Genomic DNA, 20,182 nt, shown 5'->3' with positions numbered 1-20,182 from the left:
TCCAAACCCGCGCCAAGCGAAGGGGAGTGCCGGACGTGTCCGCAGTCGCACCCGACGGACGGAAGATGCTGCGCCTGGAGGTCCGGAACAGCCAGACCCCCATCGAGCGCAAGCCCGAGTGGATCAAGACCCGGGCGAAGATGGGGCCGGAGTACACCGAGCTGCACAGTCTGGTGAAGCGGGAGGGGCTGCACACGGTCTGCCAGGAGGCCGGCTGCCCCAACATCTACGAGTGCTGGGAGGACCGGGAGGCCACCTTCCTCATCGGCGGCGACCAGTGCACCCGGCGCTGCGACTTCTGCCAGATCGACACCGGCAAGCCGCAGGCGCTGGACCGGGACGAGCCCCGCCGGGTCGCCGAGTCGGTCCGGACGATGGAGCTCAGGTACGCCACGATCACCGGTGTGGCGCGGGACGACCTGGACGACGGCGGCGCCTGGCTGTACGCCGAGACGGTCCGGCAGATCCACGGGCTGATGCCGGAGACCGGTGTCGAGCTGCTGATCCCGGACTTCAACGCGGTCCCCGAACAGTTGGCCGAGGTCTTCTCCTCCCGTCCGGAGGTACTGGCCCACAACGTCGAGACGGTCCCCCGGATCTTCAAGCGGATCCGCCCCGGCTTCCGCTACGAGCGCTCCCTGGAAGTCCTCACCCGGGCGCGGGAGGCGGGTCTGGTCACCAAGTCCAACCTGATCCTCGGCATGGGCGAGGAGCGCGAGGAGGTCAGCCAGGCGCTGCGGGACCTCTACGAGGCCGGTTGCGAGCTGATCACGATCACCCAGTACCTGCGCCCCTCCCCCCGGCACCACCCGGTGGAGCGCTGGGTCAAGCCGCAGGAGTTCGTCGAGCTCAAGGAGGAGGCGGACGCCATCGGGTACGCGGGCGTGATGTCCGGGCCGCTGGTCCGCTCCTCGTACCGCGCGGGCCGGCTGTACCGGCAGGCGATGGACCGGCGGTCGGCCTCGGCCGAGGCCGTCTGAGGCGCCGCAGGCCGGGTCGGGGCGGCGCTACCGGGAGTACGACGCCCCGGAACGAAGGTCTCCGGATGCGGGTCGGAGGCCGTCACCGCACCGGCCCCGCTGTTGTTCCTACGGTGTGGGCGGCGGCTTCCGCCGCCCACACTCGTCGGGGATCGGGTGGTTTCGGGGGACGGGCCCGGCGGGTCTACCGCGGGCTCGCGGGGGTAGCGGAGGCCGCGGCCAACAACGCTCCGCAGGCCACGTAAACTCGGCCGCATGGCGAGGCAGGAAAACTCCGAGAATCCCGGGCGTCTCAAGCAGATCGCCCTGACTTACAAGATGACCAAACGGGTCGACTCCAAGGTCGGCCTTGTCGTCGCGGCTGTGGGAATCGTCACCTTCGGTGTGCTGCTCGCCGTGGGCTTCCTGATCGACCACCCGATCTACCTCGGCTTCCTCGGCTTCCTGCTGTCCTTCCTGGCGATGGCCATCGTCTTCGGCCGCCGGGCCGAGCGGGCCGCCTTCGGCCAGCTCGAGGGCAAGCTGGGGGCGGCGGCCTCCGTGCTGGACAACATGAAGCGCGGCTGGACCATCACCCCCGCGGTGGCCATGAACCGGCAGCAGGACGTCGTACACCGGGCGGTCGGCAAGGCCGGGATCGTCCTGGTCGGCGAGGGCAACCCGAACCGGCTCCGCGGTCTGCTCGGCGCTGAGAAGAAGCGGATGTCCCGCGTGGTGGCGGAAGTGCCGGTGCACGAGGTGATCGTGGGCAACGACGAGGGCCAGGTGCCGCTGAAGAAGCTCCGCACCCATCTGATGAAGCTCCCCCGGGTGCTTCCGGGGGCGCAGGTCACCGTGGTCAACGACCGGCTGCGGGCGCTCGGAGACCTGATGAGCAACATGCCGGTGCCGAAGGGGCCGATGCCCAAGGGCATGCGGATGCCCCGAGGTGGCGGAAAGATGCGCTGAGCCCCGCTCGCGAGTCGGAGTGCGGAAGCGGCCGGGAGCGTGTCGTCCCCGGCCGCTTCCGCCGTCTTCGTCCCCGTCACCCGCACAGCTCTTCCCGTCGCGCCCCGCGCCGCCCGGGCCGGGGACGGAGGTCGGCCGGCAGCAGGAGGGCCCGGCCGGTCCGGGGCGGCCCCGGACGAGTCGCCTCAGATGCGTACCTGCACGGCGCGGCTCAGCCGGTCGTGGAGCCCGCGGCCGTCGCGGTCCCAGACCACCGCGGGGATCACCACGACCAGCAGCGCGGTACGGAGCAGCACCCGCAGCGGCCCCAGCCGTCCACCGCCCTCGGCGACCACCCGCAGGCCGAGCAGACGCTTTCCGGGGCTGCTCCCCACGGTGCCGACCGTCAGCACCTGGAGCACGGCGAAGATCGCCAGCGCCCAGTTGCTGGCCGACCGCGGGTCGCCGCCGGAGAAGAGACCGTAGGCGACCAGCACGCAGAGCGCCCAGTCGATGAAGAGGGCTCCGAACCGCCGGGCCACCGGCGCGAGAGAACCCGGCCCCTGCTCGGGCAGACCGAGGCGCTCGCCCCGGTACCCGAAGTCGACGCCCATCTCCTCGGCCGCGGCGCGGGGGCCGGAGAGCCACGATCCGAGTGCTTGCCTGTTGTCCACGCGTCCACGGTACTGCCAGTGCGGTCTCCGGCGGAGTGCGCCCCATGGCGGAGAACCGGGCCGCCGGCGGCGGCCCGGCGGCACGTCTCGCAGATGGACCCGGTCCGCACAACGGACCGGTTAACCTCGGCGAAACAAATGGGTCATGTCCGGGAAATGCCTTCTCCCTATGGTCGAGGCCCAGCGGGCCAGCACATACGGGCCGTATGTCAGGCGATCCCGCCCTCCGGCGGGGAGCTAGGAGGAGTGGCATGTTCGAGAACGCCGACGACGCGCGGAGGTTCATCGCGGACGAGGACGTCAAGTTCATCGACGTCCGGTTCTGTGACCTGCCCGGAGTGATGCAGCACTTCACGGTGCCCGCCGACACCTTCGACCCGGAGGAGGAGCTGGCCTTCGACGGTGCCTCGATCCGCGGTTTCCAGGCCATCCACGAGTCCGACATGGCGCTCGCGGCCGACCTCGCCACAGCTCGGGTCGACCCGTTCCGGCGGGACAAGACGCTCAACATCAACTTCTTCATCCACGACCCGATCACCGGCGAGCAGTACAGCCGCGACCCCCGGAACATCGCGCGGAAGGCCGAGGCCTACCTGATCTCCACCGGCATCGCCGACACCGCGTTCTTCGGGCCGGAGGCGGAGTTCTACGTCTTCGACAGCGTGCGCTTCAACACCGCGGCGAACGAGTCCTTCTACCACATCGACTCCGAGGCCGGGGCCTGGAACACCGGTGCCATCGAGGACAACCGCGGCTACAAGGTCCGGTACAAGGGCGGCTACTTCCCGGCCCCGCCGGTGGACCACTTCGCCGACCTCCGCGCGGAGATCTCCCTGGAGCTCGACAAGGTGGGCCTGAAGGTCGAGCGCCAGCACCACGAGGTGGGCACCGCGGGTCAGGCGGAGATCAACTACAGGTTCAACACGCTGCTCGCCGCCGCCGACGACCTCATGCTCTTCAAGTACATCGTGAAGAACGTCGCCTGGCGGAACGGCAAGACCGCGACCTTCATGCCGAAGCCGATCTTCGGCGACAACGGCTCCGGCATGCACGTCCACCAGTCCCTGTGGGCCGGGGGGAAGCCGCTCTTCTACGACGAGCAGGGCTACGCGGGCCTCTCGGACACCGCCCGCCACTACGTGGGCGGCATCCTCAGGCACGCCCCGTCGCTGCTGGCCTTCACCAACCCCACGATCAACTCCTACCACCGCCTGGTGCCGGGCTTCGAGGCTCCGGTCAACCTCGTCTACTCGCAGCGGAACCGCTCGGCGGCGATGCGGATCCCCATCACCGGCTCCAACGCGAAGGCGAAGCGGGTGGAGTTCCGGGCCCCGGACCCGTCCAGCAACCCGTACCTCGCCTTCTCCGCGCTGCTGCTGGCCGGGCTGGACGGCGTGAAGAACAAGATCGAACCCGCCGAGCCGATCGACAAGGACCTCTACGAGCTGCCGCCGGACGAGCACGCGAACGTCGAGCAGGTGCCGACCTCCCTCCCCGCGGTCCTCGAGGCCCTGGAGGCGGACAACGAGTACCTCCAGGCGGGCGGTGTCTTCACCGAGGACCTGATCGAGACCTGGATCGACTACAAGCGGACCGCCGAGATCGCCCCGATGCGGCTGCGGCCGCACCCGCACGAGTTCGAGCTGTACTTCGACATCTGATCGAGAAAGGCCGCCGGCCCCCTGCCCGACCAGTGAAACGCCGGCTCGGCAGGGGGTGCGCCGTCCGTGGGCCTCCCCTGGGGACTTCGCCAACGCGGGCACCCAACCTAACGACTCATCAGGTCGTCGGATCAACAGTCCGGTGAGCCCCGGGTGGTGTCGGCGGGCTCCCCCCGGCCATCCCGCGCCTCCGCCGACCGTGTGGCAGCCGACGCCTCCCCCCGGGCCCGCGCCCGTACGTCGGCGACAACGGGAGAGTGCAGCAGGGCGCCAGCGACCTCGACCAGCCATGCCACCTCGGCGTCGATCGTCCCCTCCACGGTCCGGAGCGCCTCGCTCGCCTCGCTGCGGTCGCTACGGTACGGTCCGGGCGAGGCCCGCATCTCCAGCGCGGCGGCGATGCGAGCGGCTTCGCGCACGGAGGGCGGCACCTTGGAGGCCGTGCCGGAAGCGGCCTGCTCCAGCCAGTCCGGAACCTCAGCCGGCACCCAGGCCCGGAGCGTCAGGTGGGCGTCGTGGATCTCGATGACCCGGCGGTAGAGCGCGAACTCCGCTGACAACCGCTGCGGCCGGCCTCGTGATGTGCCCGACCCCATGGCGATCTCCGGCACGGCCGCGTGCATCGCGCGCCACAGCGGCTCCAGCGCCCGGTGGCTGCGCCGCAGCCGGAACCAACGCAGTGGAGCGGCCAGGATCCTGTCCCACCAGGCGACGGTCGTCCCTGCGATGATCAGCACCACGACCAGCGTGCTGAGCACGGTGGCCACCGGCTGCTCACCGGGGGTCTGCTGTCCGGTCCGCAGGACGTCGGCGACGTCCGTCACTCCCCAGAAGGTCCATACCGTCCCGACGGCCACGCCCAGTTGCAGGAGCAGAAGCCCGGTGCGCAGGCGGGTCTGGACCACGGTGCGACGGTGCCAGGCCAGTGCCCTGAGCATCGGGACCAGGCAAGCGGTGCTGTAGCCGGTGAACAGCAGGTTGTAGACGGCGAACGCCCAGCGGGCGCGGTGGACGGTGACCGCCGTGCCGGTGACGGAGACGCCGGCCACGAAGAACAGCCCCGTCATCACGCCCAGCACCGCGGCCAGGTACATCCGGTATCGGCGGACGGCCCGCCGGGTGACGGCCTCCGGTGGCGCGGTGAGCGCCACCGCCAGCAGTGCGAGGAACATCATGGAGACGGTCTTGAACAACCGGCACACCAGGATGACCGGTTCGACGGGCAGCACACCACCCACCGCCCCCAGTACCGGGGGCGCGTTCACCAGCAGCGAGAGCCCGGTGAAGCCGGTGAAGCCACAGACGTAGCGCTGCACCAGGTCGTCCGGCGCTCCGCGCGACAGCGCCAGTCGGGCCACGGTGAACACCAGGAACACGGTGGGGGTGACCAGGGAGAGCAGGCTAGCCATGGTCGGCCCTCCGCCCCCGTCCGAGGGTGAACAACGACCATAGCCCGGGGCGGCACTCCCCGGCCGGTACCGGGGCCCTGTCCTCCCGCACGATCCTGGCCAGGATGAGCGATGCCACCAGTTCGGCCTCCTGTTCCTGCGGGTCGGTGTAGACCGTGCGGCCCAGGACCCGCCGCACCAGGGCGCTGTCCAGGTTCGGCAGCACCACACCGGTGAACTCGCCGCGGCCGGGATCCCGGTGGGCGCAGAGCAGGTGGGCGACCTCGTGCAGCAGGATGTGTTGCTGGTGCAGTGGGGTCGTGTCCGCCGAGTACAGGATGTAGTCGACGCGTTCGGTACTCACCAGCAGGCCGCAGGGCGACTCCGTCCGGTCGGTGAACGGCATGAGCTCGATGGGCCGCTGCCGCTGCCGGGACAGCAGCTCCAGGAAGGCGGCCATGTCGAACGGGTGCGGCAGTGGCACCGACTCCGCTGTCTCCTGACAGCGGCGCCACAGTTCCCGTTCGATCCCCCTCCCCCTCACCGCGGGCCGCCGTGGTGTGCTGGAGCCCGCCCGGCGGGGACCGGCCGCGGGGTGCGGTCGAGCCGGTTCAGTCGCGCGGCGGGTCGTCCCTGTCGCGCTCCCGACGGGCGATGACGTCGATCATGTCGCTGATGGTCCCGACCCCCTCGGGGGAGAGGTTGACCGCCCTCAGCGCCACACTCCGGACACCCGCCTCGCGGAGCGCGCCGAGGAGTTCCAGCTCCTCGGCGATCTCCCGCCCCGCCTCGTCGTCGAAGAAGTAGGCAACCGGCACCTGGAAGAACTGGGCCAGCGCCTCGAGGTGACGTTTGGTCGGGTTGTCCCGGCGTCCGGTACGCAACTGCCACAGATAGGTGGCCGAGAAGCTCTCGCCGGTCACCTCGCGGCACGCCCGTGCGACATCTTCGTTGCTGTACGGTTCGCGGTTCGGCCGCCGCACGACGCGGAAGAGCGCGTCGATCTTCTCGGCCAGGGTGGTGACTGCGGAATCCGGTTCCGACACAGGTCACTCCCTCTGTTCGGGTCATCCGTCCTGCCCCCACGGCGTGCACTCCCCCTCGCCCCGGAGACGCACGTTCACACACCTGCCGGTCAGCTTAGCCGACCCGACTTCCACCCGTTGATCGAGAGGGAGGCCCGCTCCGTCCGCACCCCGGACTATGGATGTTCTGACATGAACGGCTGGCGTCACTTCATTCACTTCAGTTGACCTCACTGGGCTGTCATGCCATCGTTTCATCAGCTGAGGTGAATCAGGGGGGGCCTGGCACCCATATCAGCTGATTTCTTTGTGTGGGATTGCTCTGGGAGGGCTCATGTGGCGGCCATACACCTTCGCCGTGGCGGACGACGACTTCTACGCCCCGTTGGAGACCGCCGAACACCTCGGTGAGATCTTCCGTCCCCAGCGGATGCCCGAGGGGTGGGAGGACATCCGTCTGGGGGTGTGGACGATGTGGCGGCCCCAGAACGTTCCACTGCCGGAGACGGGCTGGAAAGTCCATGTCTCCGCCCGGCCCGACCGGCTCTCCGCCGTACTCGACAAGGCCGCCGGGGTCTGTGCCGACCAGGGGGTCGCCTTCAAGCACCTGAGTTCCCGGCTCTTCTACACCTGGTCCCACCACAAGCACGCCGCGCGCTCCCAGTGCGGCAAGTTCATCGCGGCGTACCCCTGCGACGCGGAAGCCTCCCGTCGTCTGATGGAGGCCCTGCGCGAAGCCCTCAGGCACGAGGAGGGTCCCTACGTCCTCACCGACCGGCGCTACCGCGACTCCCGTACGGTCCACTACCGCTACGGCGCCTACCGGCGCGTCGAACGGCTGCTCCCGGACGGTACCCGCAGACCCCTGGTGCGCAACGGACACGGCGAACTCCAGGAGGACGAACGAGGCGTGTCCTTCCGGCCGCCGGCCGGAATCACCGATCCGTTCGCGCCGGACCGCCCGGTCCCCGTGTCCGCATCCGGATCCACCGCCTTCGAGGGCTTCGTCTTCGAGAAGGTCCTGCGACACAGCAACTCCGGAGGGGCCTACCAGGGTCGGCAGGAGGCCACCGGGCGGCGGGTGTTCATCAAGGAGGCCCGCCCGCACACCGGGGTGGGGCCCGACGGACGGGACGCCGTGGCCCGGCTGCGCGCGGAACGGGAGACCCTGCACACCCTGCACACCGTCGCCCCCGGGCTGGCGCCCGAACCGCTGGGCTACTTCCGCCGCTGGGAGCACGAGTTCCTGGTCACCGAGTTCCTGCCGGGACGCTCGCTGGCCGGATGGGTCGTCAACAACAGCGAGGTGATCGTGACCTCGGCCGGCGCAGAGGACCTGACCGCCTACTATCTGCGCTGCGGCCGCGTCCTCGACGCGGTGGAGGAGGCGCTGAAGCGGCTGCACGCCACCGGCCACGTCTTCGTGGACGTCAGCCCCGGCAACCTCGTGATCGACGATGACGACACCGTGCGGCTCATCGACTTCGAGGGCGTCCACCGCATAGGAACCCCGATCACACCCATCACCACCCGCGGCTACGCGCCACCCGCCGGTCTGGCCGACGACGACCCGACGGTGTACGACGACTACGGGACCTGCGCGCTGGCACTGTTGATGCTGCTCCCGATGCACGAGGTCGTCCAGCGCCACCCCGGTGCCCTCGACCACCTCGCCGCGGACCTGCGCACCCGCGCCCCCCTCCCGGTGCCCCTGTGGGATCGCGTCACCCGGTACCACCCGCCGGCCCCCGCCCCGGAGGCCGCCTGGGAGCCCCCGGCTGCGGAGGAACTGGCCGCCGATCCGCTACCGCATCTGGCGGTGCTGCGCGACCACGTCGCCGACGCTCTGCTGGCGATGGCCGAGCCCGACCACCCCGACCGGGTGTTCCCCACCGTCGCGGAGGGCTACACCGCGAACTCGCTGTGCGTCGCCTACGGAACGGCGGGCGTCGTCCACGCCCTGCACAAGGCCGGACGGGCGGTACCCGAGGGCGTCCTGGAACGGCTCCGCAGCGACGCACTGGCCGAGGCCGGCGACCTGCCGCCCGGCCTGCACTTCGGGCTCGCCGGCATCGCCTGGGTACTGGCCGACCAGGGGCTGCTGACCGAGGCGACGGACCTGCTGGCCCGGGCGACCGAACACCCCCTGACCGGCTCCTGCGCCACCCTGGCCGGCGGCGCGGCCGGTGTCGCCCTGACCCACCTGGCCCTCCACCGGCACACCGGGGACGCCCGCCACCTCGACCGCGCCCGGGAGCTGACCGGTGCCCTGCTCGGCCTCCCCGATCTGACTCCCCGGCTCGGGGACGACGATGCCACCGGTCTGCTGCACGGCCGCGCCGGCATCGCGCTGCTCCTCCAACAACTCGCCGAGGTCACCGGAGAGCAGGCACTGCTGGACAGCGGGGTAGGGCTGCTGCACGCCGAACTCGACCGTGATCTCAGTCCCGACGCCCCGACCCTGGACTTCCCGCTCTCCCGCGTCGACCAGCGCGTCCTGCCCTACCTGTTCTGCGGGTCGGCCGGCTTCACCCATGTCGCCTCGCGCTACCTGCCGCACACCGGCGACGAACGCCTCAACCGGGCGATGTCCCGGCTGCTGCCCCGGATGACCACCCGGTTCGCCGCGATGCCCGGGCTCTACCAGGGGATCTCCGGTCTCGCCCTGGTCCTGTCGGAGCACGCCCGGCTCACCGGGGCCGCCCCGGCCCGCGAGGCCGCCTTGGACACCGCCACCGGGCTGTTCAAGCACGCCGTACCGCATCCGACCGGCGCCCGCTTCCTCGGCGACCAGATGCTGCGCTACAGCGCCGAGTTGTGGAGTGGCTCGGCCGGTCTGCTGCTCTCCCTGAACCAGCTCACCAAGCCCGTGCCCGACCCGTTCTTCACGGTCGACGCGCCCACCGTCCCCACGGGCGTCCCAAGCCCCCGGACCACCGCGTCCGGGTCCTGAGAAACACCAACGACACCATTTGGAAAGGACTACGCCATGACAGCCATGGACCAGGTTCTCGCCCTCCAGGAGATGGAGACCGAGTACGGCGAGTACGGCGAGCAGACCCCTCACCTTCCCCCGGCCAGCGACATGAGCCTCGCCGCCTGCGACAGCAACTTCAGCATCGTCGTCTGCTGACGATCCGGCTCAATGCCTCCCGGGCGGCGCTTCTCCGCCGCCCGGGAGGTCCGCGGGCCGGTCCCCGGCCCGCGGACCCGGCGGTCGGAAGGTCCCACCGAGAGGCGCTGCTCCGAGAGCCCGGGCGGCCCCGCCGTCCCGGCCGATCAGAATCACTGCCCGACACCTCAGGACGGTTCCATGCCCCGCAGTTCACCGACCCTGACGGTACGTCCCGTTCCCTCGGCCCGCCGGCGGGCACCGGTCAGCGGCCCCCGCTCCCCCCTTGCACACGCTCCGGGCGCTGATCTTCCCGTGGCGACGCCCGTTCGGAACACCTCGTCGGTCGAGCTGCCGGACCCGCGCCACGCCCTGCTGCTGCGACTCACCGAGAGCGCGCCGGAGTGGCTCACCCCGCTGTCCGGGCTGTCGGACGAGGAACTGCGGGAACTGGCCGGTACCGGTCTGTTCTCCGGGCGGTTCCCCGCCGGCCCGGACGCCGCACTCCGCCGGGAGCTGGTGGCACTGGCCGATCTGCCCCTGCGGGTGCTCCACAGCGCCGCCGTGCTCGGCCCCGTCTGCGCCCCCACCCACCTGGCGACCATGGTGGAGGCCACAGCGCACCGTACCCTCGCGGCCCTCGACGACCTGGTGGCCCGCGGCCTCCTGCACGCCGACCCCGCCGAACCGGCCTTCCACTTCCGGTACCCGCTGCTGCGGGCGCTCGTCCACGCGCTGACGCCGCCGGGTCGGCGCATCGCCGCGCACGCCCGCGCCGTCGAGGTGCTACGCGCCGACGGCGCCCCGGCGACCGAAATCGCCCCGCACCTGGTCCGTTCGGCCGCTCCCGGTGATCTGGCGGCGGTGGCGACCCTCCGCGCCGCGGCCGACACGACCGCGGCCACCGAACCGGCGCAGGCCGTCCGCTGGCTGCGGGCCGCCCGGCGCATCGCCCCCACCGGTCGGGAGCCCGAACTGGACCGGGCTCTCACGGCCTCGCTCCACCAGGCGGCCGACCGCGCCGGAGAGTACCGCCTGTGCCGGGCTCTCCTTCCGTGCCTGCGGGACTCGGCGACCCCAGCCCGGTGGTGCGACATCGCGGTGGTCCACGCCCGGCAGGAGCGGGCCGAGGGCCGCCGCCGGGAGGCGCGCCGCTTCGCCGAACGTGAGCTGTCCCGGTTCCCGGGCCATCCGCCGATGCGCCGGCTGCTCGCCTCGCTGGCCGCGGCCGACGGTGAACTGGCCCTGGTCCGGGAACTGCTGGACCCGCTACCGGACGGCGCCGCCGCACTGGACGCACACGCAGCGCTCGCCCTGGCCGGTGCGGTCGCCGGCGACCGCCGGACACTGCACACCGCCACCGAGCAGGCCGGGGCACTGCTGGCCGTGCTCGACGACACCGCGCTCGCCGAACGGTCGGCCGCCGTCCACGACCTCGTCCGCGCCTGGTGCCGCGCCGGCCGCTGGGACGCGGCCCACCGCCTGCTCGTGCGGGCCCTGTGGGCCCTGGACCACAGCACCGGGCCGTCGGCCGCCTCCGCCGATCTGTTCCTCGCCCAGGGGTACGTCCATCTGGCGGCCGGCCGGTGGGACGCCGCCGAGCACGCGGCCCACCGGTCCCGTGACGCCGCGTTCGCCTCCGGCCGATGCGAACCGGCCGGCCGCGCCGGCCTGTTGACGGCCGCAGTGGCCGGCTGGCGGGATGGACCGGCCCCCGCGGCGGCACTGGTGGAGCACATCGTGCGGGAGGCGGAACCAGGAGGGGGGCTGTGGCAGACCGGCACGGCGGTGCTGGCGGTCCTCCGGTTCCGTCAGGACCGCCCGGAGGAGTGTCTGCGACTGCTCGACACGCTGCCGGAACCGGACGCCGGTCTGCTTCCGCCGCTGTGGTGCGCCTACGCTCTCACCCCAGCCCCGGAGACAGCGCGCGGGAAGACGGCGAGCGACGGGAGGCGGGAACGCGCCTGGGCCGCCGTCATCCAGGCCGCCCGCGACAGCGGCTACCCGGTCGCTTGGGGCCTCCGACCGGCCGACCGCCCGCCCGCGGCCGTCCAGCACTCCGGTGCTCCTCTGCTGGAGTGCTGCGCCCGGCTGGCCGCCGCCGACCGGCTCGCCGCCGACGGCCGGCCGGCCGAGGCCGCCGACGAGGTGGGGCGGGCCAAGGCGTTCGCCGAAGCGGCCCAGAGCGCCTGGCTACACCGTCTCCTGGTCGACCGGCAGCGCGCGCTGGGAGCCCGCCGACCGCGTGGGACTCCGGAGCGGGCCGACGACCGCACCGGGGCGGCGCTGACCGGCCGGGAGCGGGAGGTCGTCCGCATGGTCTGCCGGGGCATGGCCAACCGTGACATCGCCGAGGTGCTCTTCGTCTCGGTCAAGACGGTGGAGGCTCATCTGACCCGCATCTTCCGCAAGACCGGGGTCGGTTCGCGCACCGCGCTCGCCGGGGCCTTCGCCGGAGACGACCGCCCGGCTCTGCCCCCGGCCGCCGGGGCGTAGCCCACCCGTCCGTCCCCTTCACCCGGTCGCCGTCCGCTCATCCGGCCGTCCCGGTCCAGTGCCCGACCAGATCGGCGTAGGCCGCGTTGCGCGCCAGCAGTTCGTCGTGTGTCCCGAGCGCGACGTCGTCGCCGTCCAGCAGCAGGACCCGGCGGGCCCGGGCGGCGCTGGTGAGCCGGTGGGCGATGACGACGAGGGTGCCGGGCCGGAGGGCGAAAGCGGCCTCCGCCCGCGCCTCGGTGACCGGGTCCAGATGGCAGGTCGCCTCGTCCAGGATCACCGTGCGAGCCGGCGAGAGGAACACCCGCGCCAATGCCACGAGTTGGCGCTCCCCACCGGAGAGTGCGGTGGTCGGGTCCGGGATCGGCACATCGTAGCCGCCGATCCGGTGTACCAGGTCCGTCATCCCGACCGCCTCGACCCCCCGGTGGAGTTCGTCGTCCGTCAGGCCCGGTGCCAGGTAGCTGAGGTTCTCCCGCAGGGTCCCCGGCACGACGTACGCCTCCTGGGGCAGCAGCGCCATCACGGCCCGGCGCTCGTCGTCGCCGAACGCGCGGACCGGCCGGCCGCCCAGCAGGACGGCACCGTGCTGCGGCTGCTCGACACCCACCAGCAGTCCGGCGAGCGTCGACTTGCCGACCCCGCTCGGACCCACCACCGCCAGGTGGTCCCCCGCCGGCACCGTGACCGTCAGATCGGACAGGACCGGCGCCGCGTGCGGTCCGTACCGGAAGGTCAGTCCGCGTACGATCAGGTCACCGCCCGCGACGCCGGACCGTTCCTCCCCTCCCCGTTCCGCCGGGAGGGTTCCGGAACGGTTCTCGCGTACCTCCCCGGCCACCTCCGTCGCCTGCGCCAGGCGGCCCAGCACCACGCGCAGCTGACTCCAGTAGCCGGCTACGGCCCCCGTCATCAGCTGCAGCGCGGGAACCAGGTACGTGGTGAGGCACAGGACCGCGCCGACGACCGCGCCCGCACTGACCGTTCCCCGCTCCACCAGCGCGGGACCGGTCAGCAGCAGCACCAGGATCGGTACGTAGCCTCCCAGCAGCAGCACCGGCAGCCGCAGGGCGTCCGCCCAGGAGATCGCGACCGAGGCGCGCGCCGCTTGGGCCGCCGCCTGTTCCACGTCATCGTGTGCCGCCTCCTCGGCGCCCAGGGCGGTGATGTCCCTCCCCGCGGTGAGCACCGCGCCGGTGGCCGCCGCCACCCGCTCCTCGGCCATCACCGCGGACAGTCGCCGCCGGATGAGCGTCCGCATCGCCAGCGCGAACAGCACCACCGCCAGCACCAGCGGCGGCACGACGATCACTGCCAGCAGCGGGTCGAGCGCGGCCATGCCCACCGAGGCGGCCACCAGGGTGGCCGCCAGCGGCCGGGCCGTCCGCAGCAGCGCGGCCACGATGCCGCGCACGGTGTCGGTCTGGGTGCTCAGCCGGGAGACCCCGCTGGCGTCGACCGGACGGGTGCGGTACACCGCGTGGTGCAGGGTTCCGCGTACCACGCGGCGCACCAGGGCGTCCCGCAGCGGTTCGACGATCTCGGCCAGCGGGTCGAAGACGGCGCGTTCGGCCAGCGCCCGCAGCAGGTAGAGCACCGCCAGCAGGGCCAGCCAGCCCAACCCCGTGCCGATGTCCCCGGCGAGGAAGCCCCTGTCCAGGGCGATCGCCACCACGGTGCCCGCCGCCATCGCCGGTGCCGCCTCCGCCACCGACCAGAGGCCGACGTGCAGCATCGGGCGGCGGCTTCCGCGGAGGCCCTCGCGCAGCAGCCGCAGCGCGGACGCGGCCGGGGCCGGTCCACCCGCCAGGGCCTCCGCCGTGTGCTCGGTCGTCACGGCCGTACCGGGCATGCCGCCTCCTTCTCGTCACCCGCGGGTACGGCACCGTCCACCGCCGCGGCACCGCCCGCCGTGTGACCGGCGCGGCCGAACACCGCCCGGTAGGCCGGGTCCCGCCACAGCACGGCATGCGGTGCCAGCGCCCTGATCCGGCCGTCCGCGAGCCACGCCACGAGGTCGCAGCGGGCCGCCGTGGCCGCCCGGTGCGCGACCACCAGCCGGGTCCGGCCCACCAGCGCACCGGTGACCGCCTCGCTCACCTTCGCCTCGGTGACGGTGTCCAGCCCCGAGGTCGCGTCGTCCAGCACGTACACTCGGGCGCTCCGGGCCAGTGTGCGGGCCAGCCCGAGCCGCTGCCGCTCCCCTCCGGACATGGGAGCGTCCACCAAGAGGGTGTCGTAGCCCTGTGGGAGCCGGGTGACGAAGGGCGCCGCGTGCGCGGCCTCGGTGGCGCGGCGCACCACCGAGCCGGTCAGGCCGGGCCGGCCGTAGGCGATGGCCTCACCGATGGTGCCGCCGACCAGTTCAGGCCGTTGGAAGGCGTAGGTGACGGAGTCCCGCAGACCGTCGCGGCTCAGCTCCCGCACCGGCACCCCGTCCAGCAGCACCTCGCCCTCGTCAGGTTCGGTGAGCCGCCCCGGCAACCCGGCCAGCACGCTCTTGCCCGCGCCGGTCCGCCCGACCAGCGCGACCACACTGCCTCCCGGGATCTCCAGGTCGAGCCCGTCCAGTACCACCTCGGCGCCGCGCCGCACGGTCACTGCGCGCAGGCTCACCGCTCCGGGGCCTCCGGGCGCCGTGCGCTTGCCGTAGCGCGGGGCGGGACGGTTGAGCACGGCGGCGATCCGGCCCGCCGCCGAGCGGGCCTGGGCCAGCCCGTACAGCCCGTCGACGCGCTGCAACCCCTGGAAGGCCATGCCCAGATAGCCCTGGACGGCGAGGAGTTCACCGGGAGACAGCCGCCCCTGGGCCACTCCCATGCCCGCCACGGCCAACGCGGCCACCGAGGTGAGTGATATCAGCAGGCCCAGTTGCCACACCACGCCCTTCTGGAGTCCCCACATCCGGCGTCCCGCGGCAGCCACCTCGGGAAGCGGCTCCAGCACTCGGGTGATCTCGGACTCCAGGGTTCCGGAGACCCGGATCGTTCGGGCGCCGGTGAGCGCGGTCAGCAGCCGGTTCGCCAGGCCGGCCTGGGCGGTGAGATAGGCGTCATGGGTGTGGACCGCCCTGCCGAGAAAGGTCTTCGTCAGAAGCACGGTCACGGGAACAGCCACGGTGAACACCAGGCCGGTCTGCCAGTCCACCGCCCACAGCGCCGCGTAGGCGGCCAGCGAGCCGCCGATCCCTACGCACCAGCTCACCAGGGCCACCGGCAGCGCACCCGCCTGCGGGGCGGCCTGGGTGAGATGGGTGACCGATTCTCCCGTGGGCGGGGAGGAACGACCGCCCAGGGCCAGCAGGTGCCGGATGCCGCGCAGGCGCAGCCAGTAGGTGGTGCCGCTGCCGCTGACCGCGGCCAGCGGCACCATCAGGATGTCCAGCAGGGCACCGGCCGCGACGGCCGATGCCCACAGCAGCGCCGGGGCAGCCGCGCCGTCGCCGCGCAGCAGCGTGTCCACCGAGGCTGCCAGCAGCGTCGGCACGGTCAGCCCGGCACCGGTACGGACCACCATCAGGGTCACCAGTAGGGCCAGCCGGCCCCGGATGCGACGGGCACCGCCGAGCAGCAGTGACCGGCCGGAGACTTCGGTGTCCGCGGGGTCCTTCACCGTGTTCGCGCCTTTCGGGGATTGTGCCGGGGGCGTGTGCCATGCGGGATCCGCTCCGGGCACGCGTCCGGGGCCTGTACCGCCGTGTCTCCGGTCCGCCCTCCAGTGGCGCCTGCCACCGGACCGCCGGTCACGACCCTGCCGGCCCGTTCGCCCTCTGCTCCGAGAGCACCTGCTGAGCACGTTTCAGAATGCTGCTCAGCTGGGGCATTCCGGTGGGGCTCATCGCCTGCCGGTGCACCGAGTAGACGGCCTCCATCGCCACCACGTGATAGCCGTCCTCCTCCAGCAGCTTCAGATTGCGCTGCACCGAGGGGCGTCCGGCCGCGGTCTCGGGCAGGCTGGGCGCGATGAGGACGGGTGCCGTGGTCGTGATGACGGTGGTGAGTGCGAGACCGTCGGCCATTCCCGCGGCGCACTTGGCCACGAAGTTCAAGCCGGCGGGAGCGACGATGACCAGGTCGGGCCACTCCGCGAGTTCCTGGTGGGGAACGACCCCCCGCGCCGCCCCCCACTCCGGTCCCTCGACCGGGGCTCCGCTGACAGCCGCCAGAGCGTTCCGGGACACCAGTTGCTCGGCCGAGTGTGTGAGGCACACCCTGACAGACCAGCCGTAGTGGGCGCGCAGGAGCGTCGCCCACTGCGGCAGCGCCGTGACGCTGATGCTCCCGGAGGCCACCAGCAGCACCCGCTTCCGGCGCAGGGAGATCTCCGGCAGTCTCCGCGGTGTCACGTCACGCTCCGGCGGCGCCGTCACAGCTGCGGCTCTTGGACGCCGGTGACCAGACAGGTCCCGTTACTGCAGGTGGGAGTGCCGCCGCAGGTCACGGTCCCGCAGATGCCGCTGACCGTGCCGTACTCCTCCGGAATCTCCTGGAGCATGTCGATCGTCGTGACCATCGTGGTCTCCTTCGGTTCTCCGTGCCCCTGGGGCACGGGTGTTGGTGAGATGTGGACTGGGCGACGGCGCGTCGCCCGGTGGCGCTCGCCGTCTCGGCTGCAGGCGCCGGCACGGGCGCTCCGGGCCGGGTCCTCACGGCACGGCCCGGACGCTCCCGCCGCGGACCGTCAGACGGCCCGGAGGGTCTCCACGGTGGTGTTCAGGCAGGTGAAGCCACCACCACAGGTGATCTCGCAGGCAAGCTCGGCGGAGTAGCCCTCCTCGGCCGGTATGGTCTGCAGGGCGTCAAGGTCGTTTTCCACGGTGTCCCTCCACAGGTGTTGGGTCGCCGACGGTGCCGGCGGCTGGTGCCGTTTCACTTACGCGTGGCGCGTGACGCGCCGGAGATGTCCGGGACTCGTCCCCGGAAGGGGCGGAACCTTCACACCCCCTTCCTCCCGGCCGCACCGAGCGGGGAGGTGTCCACCATCCAGGGGCGGGTGCCGCCATGGACGAGTCTCAGAAGGAAGTCGAGCTGGCCGCCGAAACCGGTCTGCTGGTCGCCCCGCAGGCCGATACCCGAGTCATCGGGCAGCAGCAGCAGGTCCCCGGCCAGGGCGTGCCGGGAGTACATCACCACCGCCGCCTCCTCGGCCCAGGCACGGTACGGACCGTCGGGCACCGCCTCGGCGACGTCCAGCAGGTAGTGGGCGTCGCCCGCCAGACCGTGACAGACGGAGTTGCCCCCCTCCCACACCGCGCGGCGCACCGCCGCCGCGGCCTCCTCGGCGAGCCTCAGCTGCGCCGGGTCACCCGTGTGGTCCCACAGCCTCAGCAGGAACGTGCCGACGCCCGAGGCGCCGCTGCACCAGTGGTGGAGCATCCCCGTGCCGCGCTTGTCCCCGATGTCGGCCCGCCACCGGGCTCCCCATGGGCCGCGTTCGGCCTCCGTGGCCAGCGTCTCCCCGGCTGCCTCCGCCAGGTCCAGGTAGCGCTGCTCCCCGGTCGCCCGGCCGGCTGCCAGCAGGAACGTCCCGACCCCGGCGACACCGTGGGCGAAGCCCAGGTACCGGATGCCGGCCAGGGTGGAGTCGATGTCCGGCGGGACCGGCCACAGCACCTGTCCGGTGCTGTGGTCCGCCGCCTCGGCCAGTGCGTCGGCGCACTCACGCGCCCGGTCGAGGAACCGGTGCGTCCCCGTGGTGTGCCAGAACCGCAGCTGGGTCAGTCCGGATCCGGCGACACCGTGGCAGACGTCCGGGTTGGGCCACCGGGTCGGCACGGACAGCGCCAGCTCGGCGGCTTGCTCCCGCAACCCCTGGTCGCCCAGGGCCAGTCCGGCTTCTTCCAGCGCCCACGCGGTGCCCGAGCGCCCGAAGTACAGTCCGGGCAGCAGCCGGGGCACGGCGGTACGACGCGCGGCCACCCATGCGGCCACGCGTACGGCGAGTTCCCGCGCCTCCCGGTGACCGGGCAGCGCCGACGCCCGGCTGAGCAGGCTCAGCACACCGGCAGCGCCGTGCTGCACGCTGCACGGGTCAGTGCGGTCGCCGAAGTCGCCAATGCTCCACAGCCGTTCGGCGGGCCCCTCCGGGTCGGCCATGGACCGAGCGAGGTGGCGGATTCCGTCGTCGACCGCCCGAGCGCACTGTCCCTCGGTCAGACGGACCACCGGGTCCCCGGCTGCGTTCGGCCGCAGCCGCGCCTTCTTGGCTCCTGGTGTCCGCTCCGGTCCGACCGGCGGACCGGACAGGTGCTCGCGCACCCGGTCCAGGCTCCAGCGGCGTTCCGGTTCGTGGCGGGTCAGCCCCTCGATGACCGGCTCCAGCACCGCGAAGGCGGGCCGGTCCATGCGCAGCAGCGGCACCAGGCCCCGCAGCCGCTCCAGCAATGAGCGCTCCGCCTCCTCGTCCGCGGGCAGCAGCGGGACCATCCCGGTGGCCAGGTGGAAGAGCACCGCCCCCAGCGAGAAGCGGTCCACAGCATCGCCCTGCACCACCCCCTCGTAAGGGCGCAGCCTCTGTTCCGGGGCACCGAATCCCGGGGTGTAGGCCCAGCGGGTCCAACTGCCCGGCGCAGCCGCCCACTCGGCATCGACGAGCCGCACCTGCTCGTCATCGGTGACCAGGAGGTTGTTCGGCGAGAGATCCTGGTAGACCAGCCCACGCGCGTGGACGGCGGTCAGCAGTTCGGTCAGCGACCTGGCCAGCCCCACCGCACGGTCCACGGACAGTCCTCCGGTGCTGTCCGGGTCGGTGTGCCTTCGGCGCACCCACGCCAGGAGCGGCTCACCGGCCACCAGTTCCTCGACCAGGAAGGAGTGGCCGTCCTCCGCGACGTGTTCCACAACCTCGGGGGCGAGGCCGGCCAGCTTGCGCAGCGACGCCACCTCGTGCCGCTGGCGTTCCCTGGCGTCCTCCCCGGTCAGTCCGCTCCCCACATGGGCTCGGGCCTGTTTGACGATCACGGTGGAGCCGGTGCGCCGGTCCAACGCCCGGTAGACGCCGCCCCGGGCCGAGTGCCGGATCGCCTCCCGGACCACATACCGCCCGGCCAGCAGCACCTCCGCGGGCTTGCCGACGACCGCAGGCCGGCCCGGCTCGCCCGGTAGCGGCAGCTCGGCCCACTCAGGCGGACAGAACCACGGCTGCCGCAGATCCGGCTCGGTGCCCCCGTCCGGGGTGCGGATCCGGGGCTCGAAGACCCCGTCGTCGGTGAAAACCGTCACTCCGTCGAACGCGCCGTAGCGGTAGGAGACCACACCGCCGGGGCGGTAGGGGCGGTCCGTGAGGACCGCGGGGCCGGGCAGCCCCGCCGTCGCGGCGTCGAGCGCCGCCGCCAGATCCCGGAAGTGGACGTCGTCGCGGGGATAGGCCGTGAGGAACTTCCCACACTGCGCCCGGTCGTACTGCGCGGACGTCATCTCCGCGACGGTCTCCAGATCCTTGGCGAACTTGAACATGCAATCGCCGTCCACCAGCACGTCGGCGGCCCGGTACAGCATTTCGGGGGCGGACAGCCGGGTGGCCGAGACATGGAGTTTCCAGCCCTGGACCCGTCGCACCGGCTGTGGTGCGGTGACCTGGCACCAGACATCGCCGGTCTCGATGCCCCACCCCACCGCACGGCGCTCGTCCAGTACCGCACGCACCACGGAACACAGCGGAAACGCCCTCACAGGACCCCCCTCTCATGACCGGATACCGCTCGTGAACGGCCTGCTCAATCTCGCACCGCCGGCGCGCCCTCAGCATCGGGGAAACCCCTACATCCCTCACCGCCCCGGGTGGGACGGTGCTGTGCGTGGAACCGTGCCGCACCGCAGTCGTGTGTTCCCCCGCTTCACCCTCTACGGCGTCGGGGGAGACGCAACGGCATACGAGCGCGGTAAGAAACGTCCACCGCCGAGCGGCCAGGTTCCCAAGGG

16 protein-coding genes are annotated in these 20,182 nt (G+C 72.3%); 6 read left to right on the top strand and 10 right to left on the bottom strand.

The window, feature by feature from the left end:
* Window positions 1-35: 35 nt before the first annotated feature.
* Together lipA and BGP73_RS02660 are read left to right on the top strand one after the other, a co-directional pair.
* Window positions 36-980 (top strand): lipoyl synthase, encoded by a 945-nt coding sequence (lipA, locus tag BGP73_RS02665; RefSeq protein WP_069811745.1) that lies wholly within the window; start codon window positions 36-38, stop codon window positions 978-980.
* A 255-nt stretch (window positions 981-1,235) separates the two neighbouring features.
* On the top strand, window positions 1,236-1,928 hold the full coding sequence (locus tag BGP73_RS02660) for a DUF4191 domain-containing protein (protein WP_069811744.1): 693 nt from the start codon (window positions 1,236-1,238) through the stop codon (window positions 1,926-1,928).
* Window positions 1,929-2,113: 185 nt separating this feature from the next.
* On the opposite strand, the gene BGP73_RS02655 is transcribed toward BGP73_RS02660, so the two are convergent.
* Entirely contained in the window at window positions 2,114-2,581 is a 468-nt protein-coding gene (locus tag BGP73_RS02655) for an RDD family protein (RefSeq protein WP_069811743.1), read from the bottom strand.
* Between the two features lie 251 nt (window positions 2,582-2,832).
* On the opposite strand from BGP73_RS02655, the gene glnA reads away from it, so the two are divergent.
* Complete coding sequence (glnA, locus tag BGP73_RS02650; protein WP_069811742.1) at window positions 2,833-4,242, top strand: type I glutamate--ammonia ligase; 1,410 nt, start codon at window positions 2,833-2,835, stop codon at window positions 4,240-4,242.
* Window positions 4,243-4,373: 131 nt separating this feature from the next.
* Here the strand turns inward: glnA and BGP73_RS02645 are convergent, their stop codons facing one another.
* The 3 genes from BGP73_RS02645 to BGP73_RS02635 all read right to left on the bottom strand — a co-directional run bounded on the left by BGP73_RS02645 (window position 4,374) and on the right by BGP73_RS02635 (window position 6,676).
* Complete coding sequence (locus BGP73_RS02645) at window positions 4,374-5,651, bottom strand: MAB_1171c family putative transporter (RefSeq protein ID WP_069811741.1); 1,278 nt, start codon at window positions 5,649-5,651, stop codon at window positions 4,374-4,376.
* Complete coding sequence (locus tag BGP73_RS02640) at window positions 5,644-6,114, bottom strand: hypothetical protein (RefSeq protein WP_069811740.1); 471 nt, start codon at window positions 6,112-6,114, stop codon at window positions 5,644-5,646. The genes BGP73_RS02645 and BGP73_RS02640 overlap by 8 nt, the downstream gene beginning before the upstream one ends.
* Before the next feature lie 127 nt (window positions 6,115-6,241).
* Window positions 6,242-6,676 carry a helix-turn-helix domain-containing protein gene (locus BGP73_RS02635; protein ID WP_069811739.1) on the bottom strand — a complete coding sequence of 145 codons (435 nt, stop codon included), beginning with the start codon at window positions 6,674-6,676 and terminating at the stop codon, window positions 6,242-6,244.
* A 313-nt stretch (window positions 6,677-6,989) separates the two neighbouring features.
* Here BGP73_RS02635 and lanKC point away from each other — a divergent pair, with 313 nt between their 5' ends.
* The 3 genes from lanKC to BGP73_RS23730 all read left to right on the top strand — a co-directional run bounded on the left by lanKC (window position 6,990) and on the right by BGP73_RS23730 (window position 12,263).
* Window positions 6,990-9,608, top strand: coding sequence for a class III lanthionine synthetase LanKC (gene lanKC / locus BGP73_RS02630; RefSeq protein ID WP_069811738.1), 2,619 nt, complete (start codon window positions 6,990-6,992; stop codon window positions 9,606-9,608).
* A 36-nt stretch (window positions 9,609-9,644) separates the two neighbouring features.
* A complete protein-coding gene (locus BGP73_RS22455; protein ID WP_107473933.1) occupies window positions 9,645-9,788 on the top strand; it encodes a SapB/AmfS family lanthipeptide in 144 nt (47 codons plus the stop codon).
* Between the two features lie 294 nt (window positions 9,789-10,082).
* The gene (locus tag BGP73_RS23730) at window positions 10,083-12,263 is read left to right on the top strand and encodes a LuxR C-terminal-related transcriptional regulator (protein ID WP_069811737.1); all 2,181 of its coding nucleotides are present in this window, start codon (window positions 10,083-10,085) and stop codon (window positions 12,261-12,263) included.
* A gap of 37 nt (window positions 12,264-12,300) precedes the next feature.
* Here the strand turns inward: BGP73_RS23730 and BGP73_RS02620 are convergent, their stop codons facing one another.
* The 6 genes from BGP73_RS02620 to lanL all read right to left on the bottom strand — a co-directional run bounded on the left by BGP73_RS02620 (window position 12,301) and on the right by lanL (window position 19,909).
* Complete coding sequence (locus tag BGP73_RS02620) at window positions 12,301-14,115, bottom strand: ATP-binding cassette domain-containing protein (protein ID WP_079127141.1); 1,815 nt, start codon at window positions 14,113-14,115, stop codon at window positions 12,301-12,303.
* The gene (locus BGP73_RS02615; RefSeq protein ID WP_069811736.1) at window positions 14,097-15,875 is read right to left on the bottom strand and encodes an ABC transporter ATP-binding protein; all 1,779 of its coding nucleotides are present in this window, start codon (window positions 15,873-15,875) and stop codon (window positions 14,097-14,099) included. Before BGP73_RS02615 ends, BGP73_RS02620 begins: the two co-directional genes overlap by 19 nt.
* Before the next feature lie 130 nt (window positions 15,876-16,005).
* Window positions 16,006-16,608 carry a flavoprotein gene (locus tag BGP73_RS02610; protein WP_069811735.1) on the bottom strand — a complete coding sequence of 201 codons (603 nt, stop codon included), beginning with the start codon at window positions 16,606-16,608 and terminating at the stop codon, window positions 16,006-16,008.
* Window positions 16,609-16,628: 20 nt separating this feature from the next.
* Window positions 16,629-16,775: a hypothetical protein gene (locus tag BGP73_RS22955; protein ID WP_170837730.1), complete on the bottom strand. Its 147-nt coding sequence runs from the start codon at window positions 16,773-16,775 to the stop codon at window positions 16,629-16,631.
* A gap of 168 nt (window positions 16,776-16,943) precedes the next feature.
* Entirely contained in the window at window positions 16,944-17,078 is a 135-nt protein-coding gene (locus tag BGP73_RS23260) for an ALQxL family class IV lanthipeptide (RefSeq protein WP_212732772.1), read from the bottom strand.
* A 119-nt stretch (window positions 17,079-17,197) separates the two neighbouring features.
* Window positions 17,198-19,909 carry a class IV lanthionine synthetase LanL gene (lanL, locus tag BGP73_RS02605; protein WP_139134520.1) on the bottom strand — a complete coding sequence of 904 codons (2,712 nt, stop codon included), beginning with the start codon at window positions 19,907-19,909 and terminating at the stop codon, window positions 17,198-17,200.
* Window positions 19,910-20,182 lie beyond the last annotated feature (273 nt).

This window comes from Streptomyces sp. TP-A0874 (genome assembly GCF_001748085.1).
Classification (GTDB): Bacteria; Actinomycetota; Actinomycetes; order Streptomycetales; family Streptomycetaceae; genus Streptomyces.
This window is presented reverse-complemented; position numbering and strand designations above follow the sequence as displayed.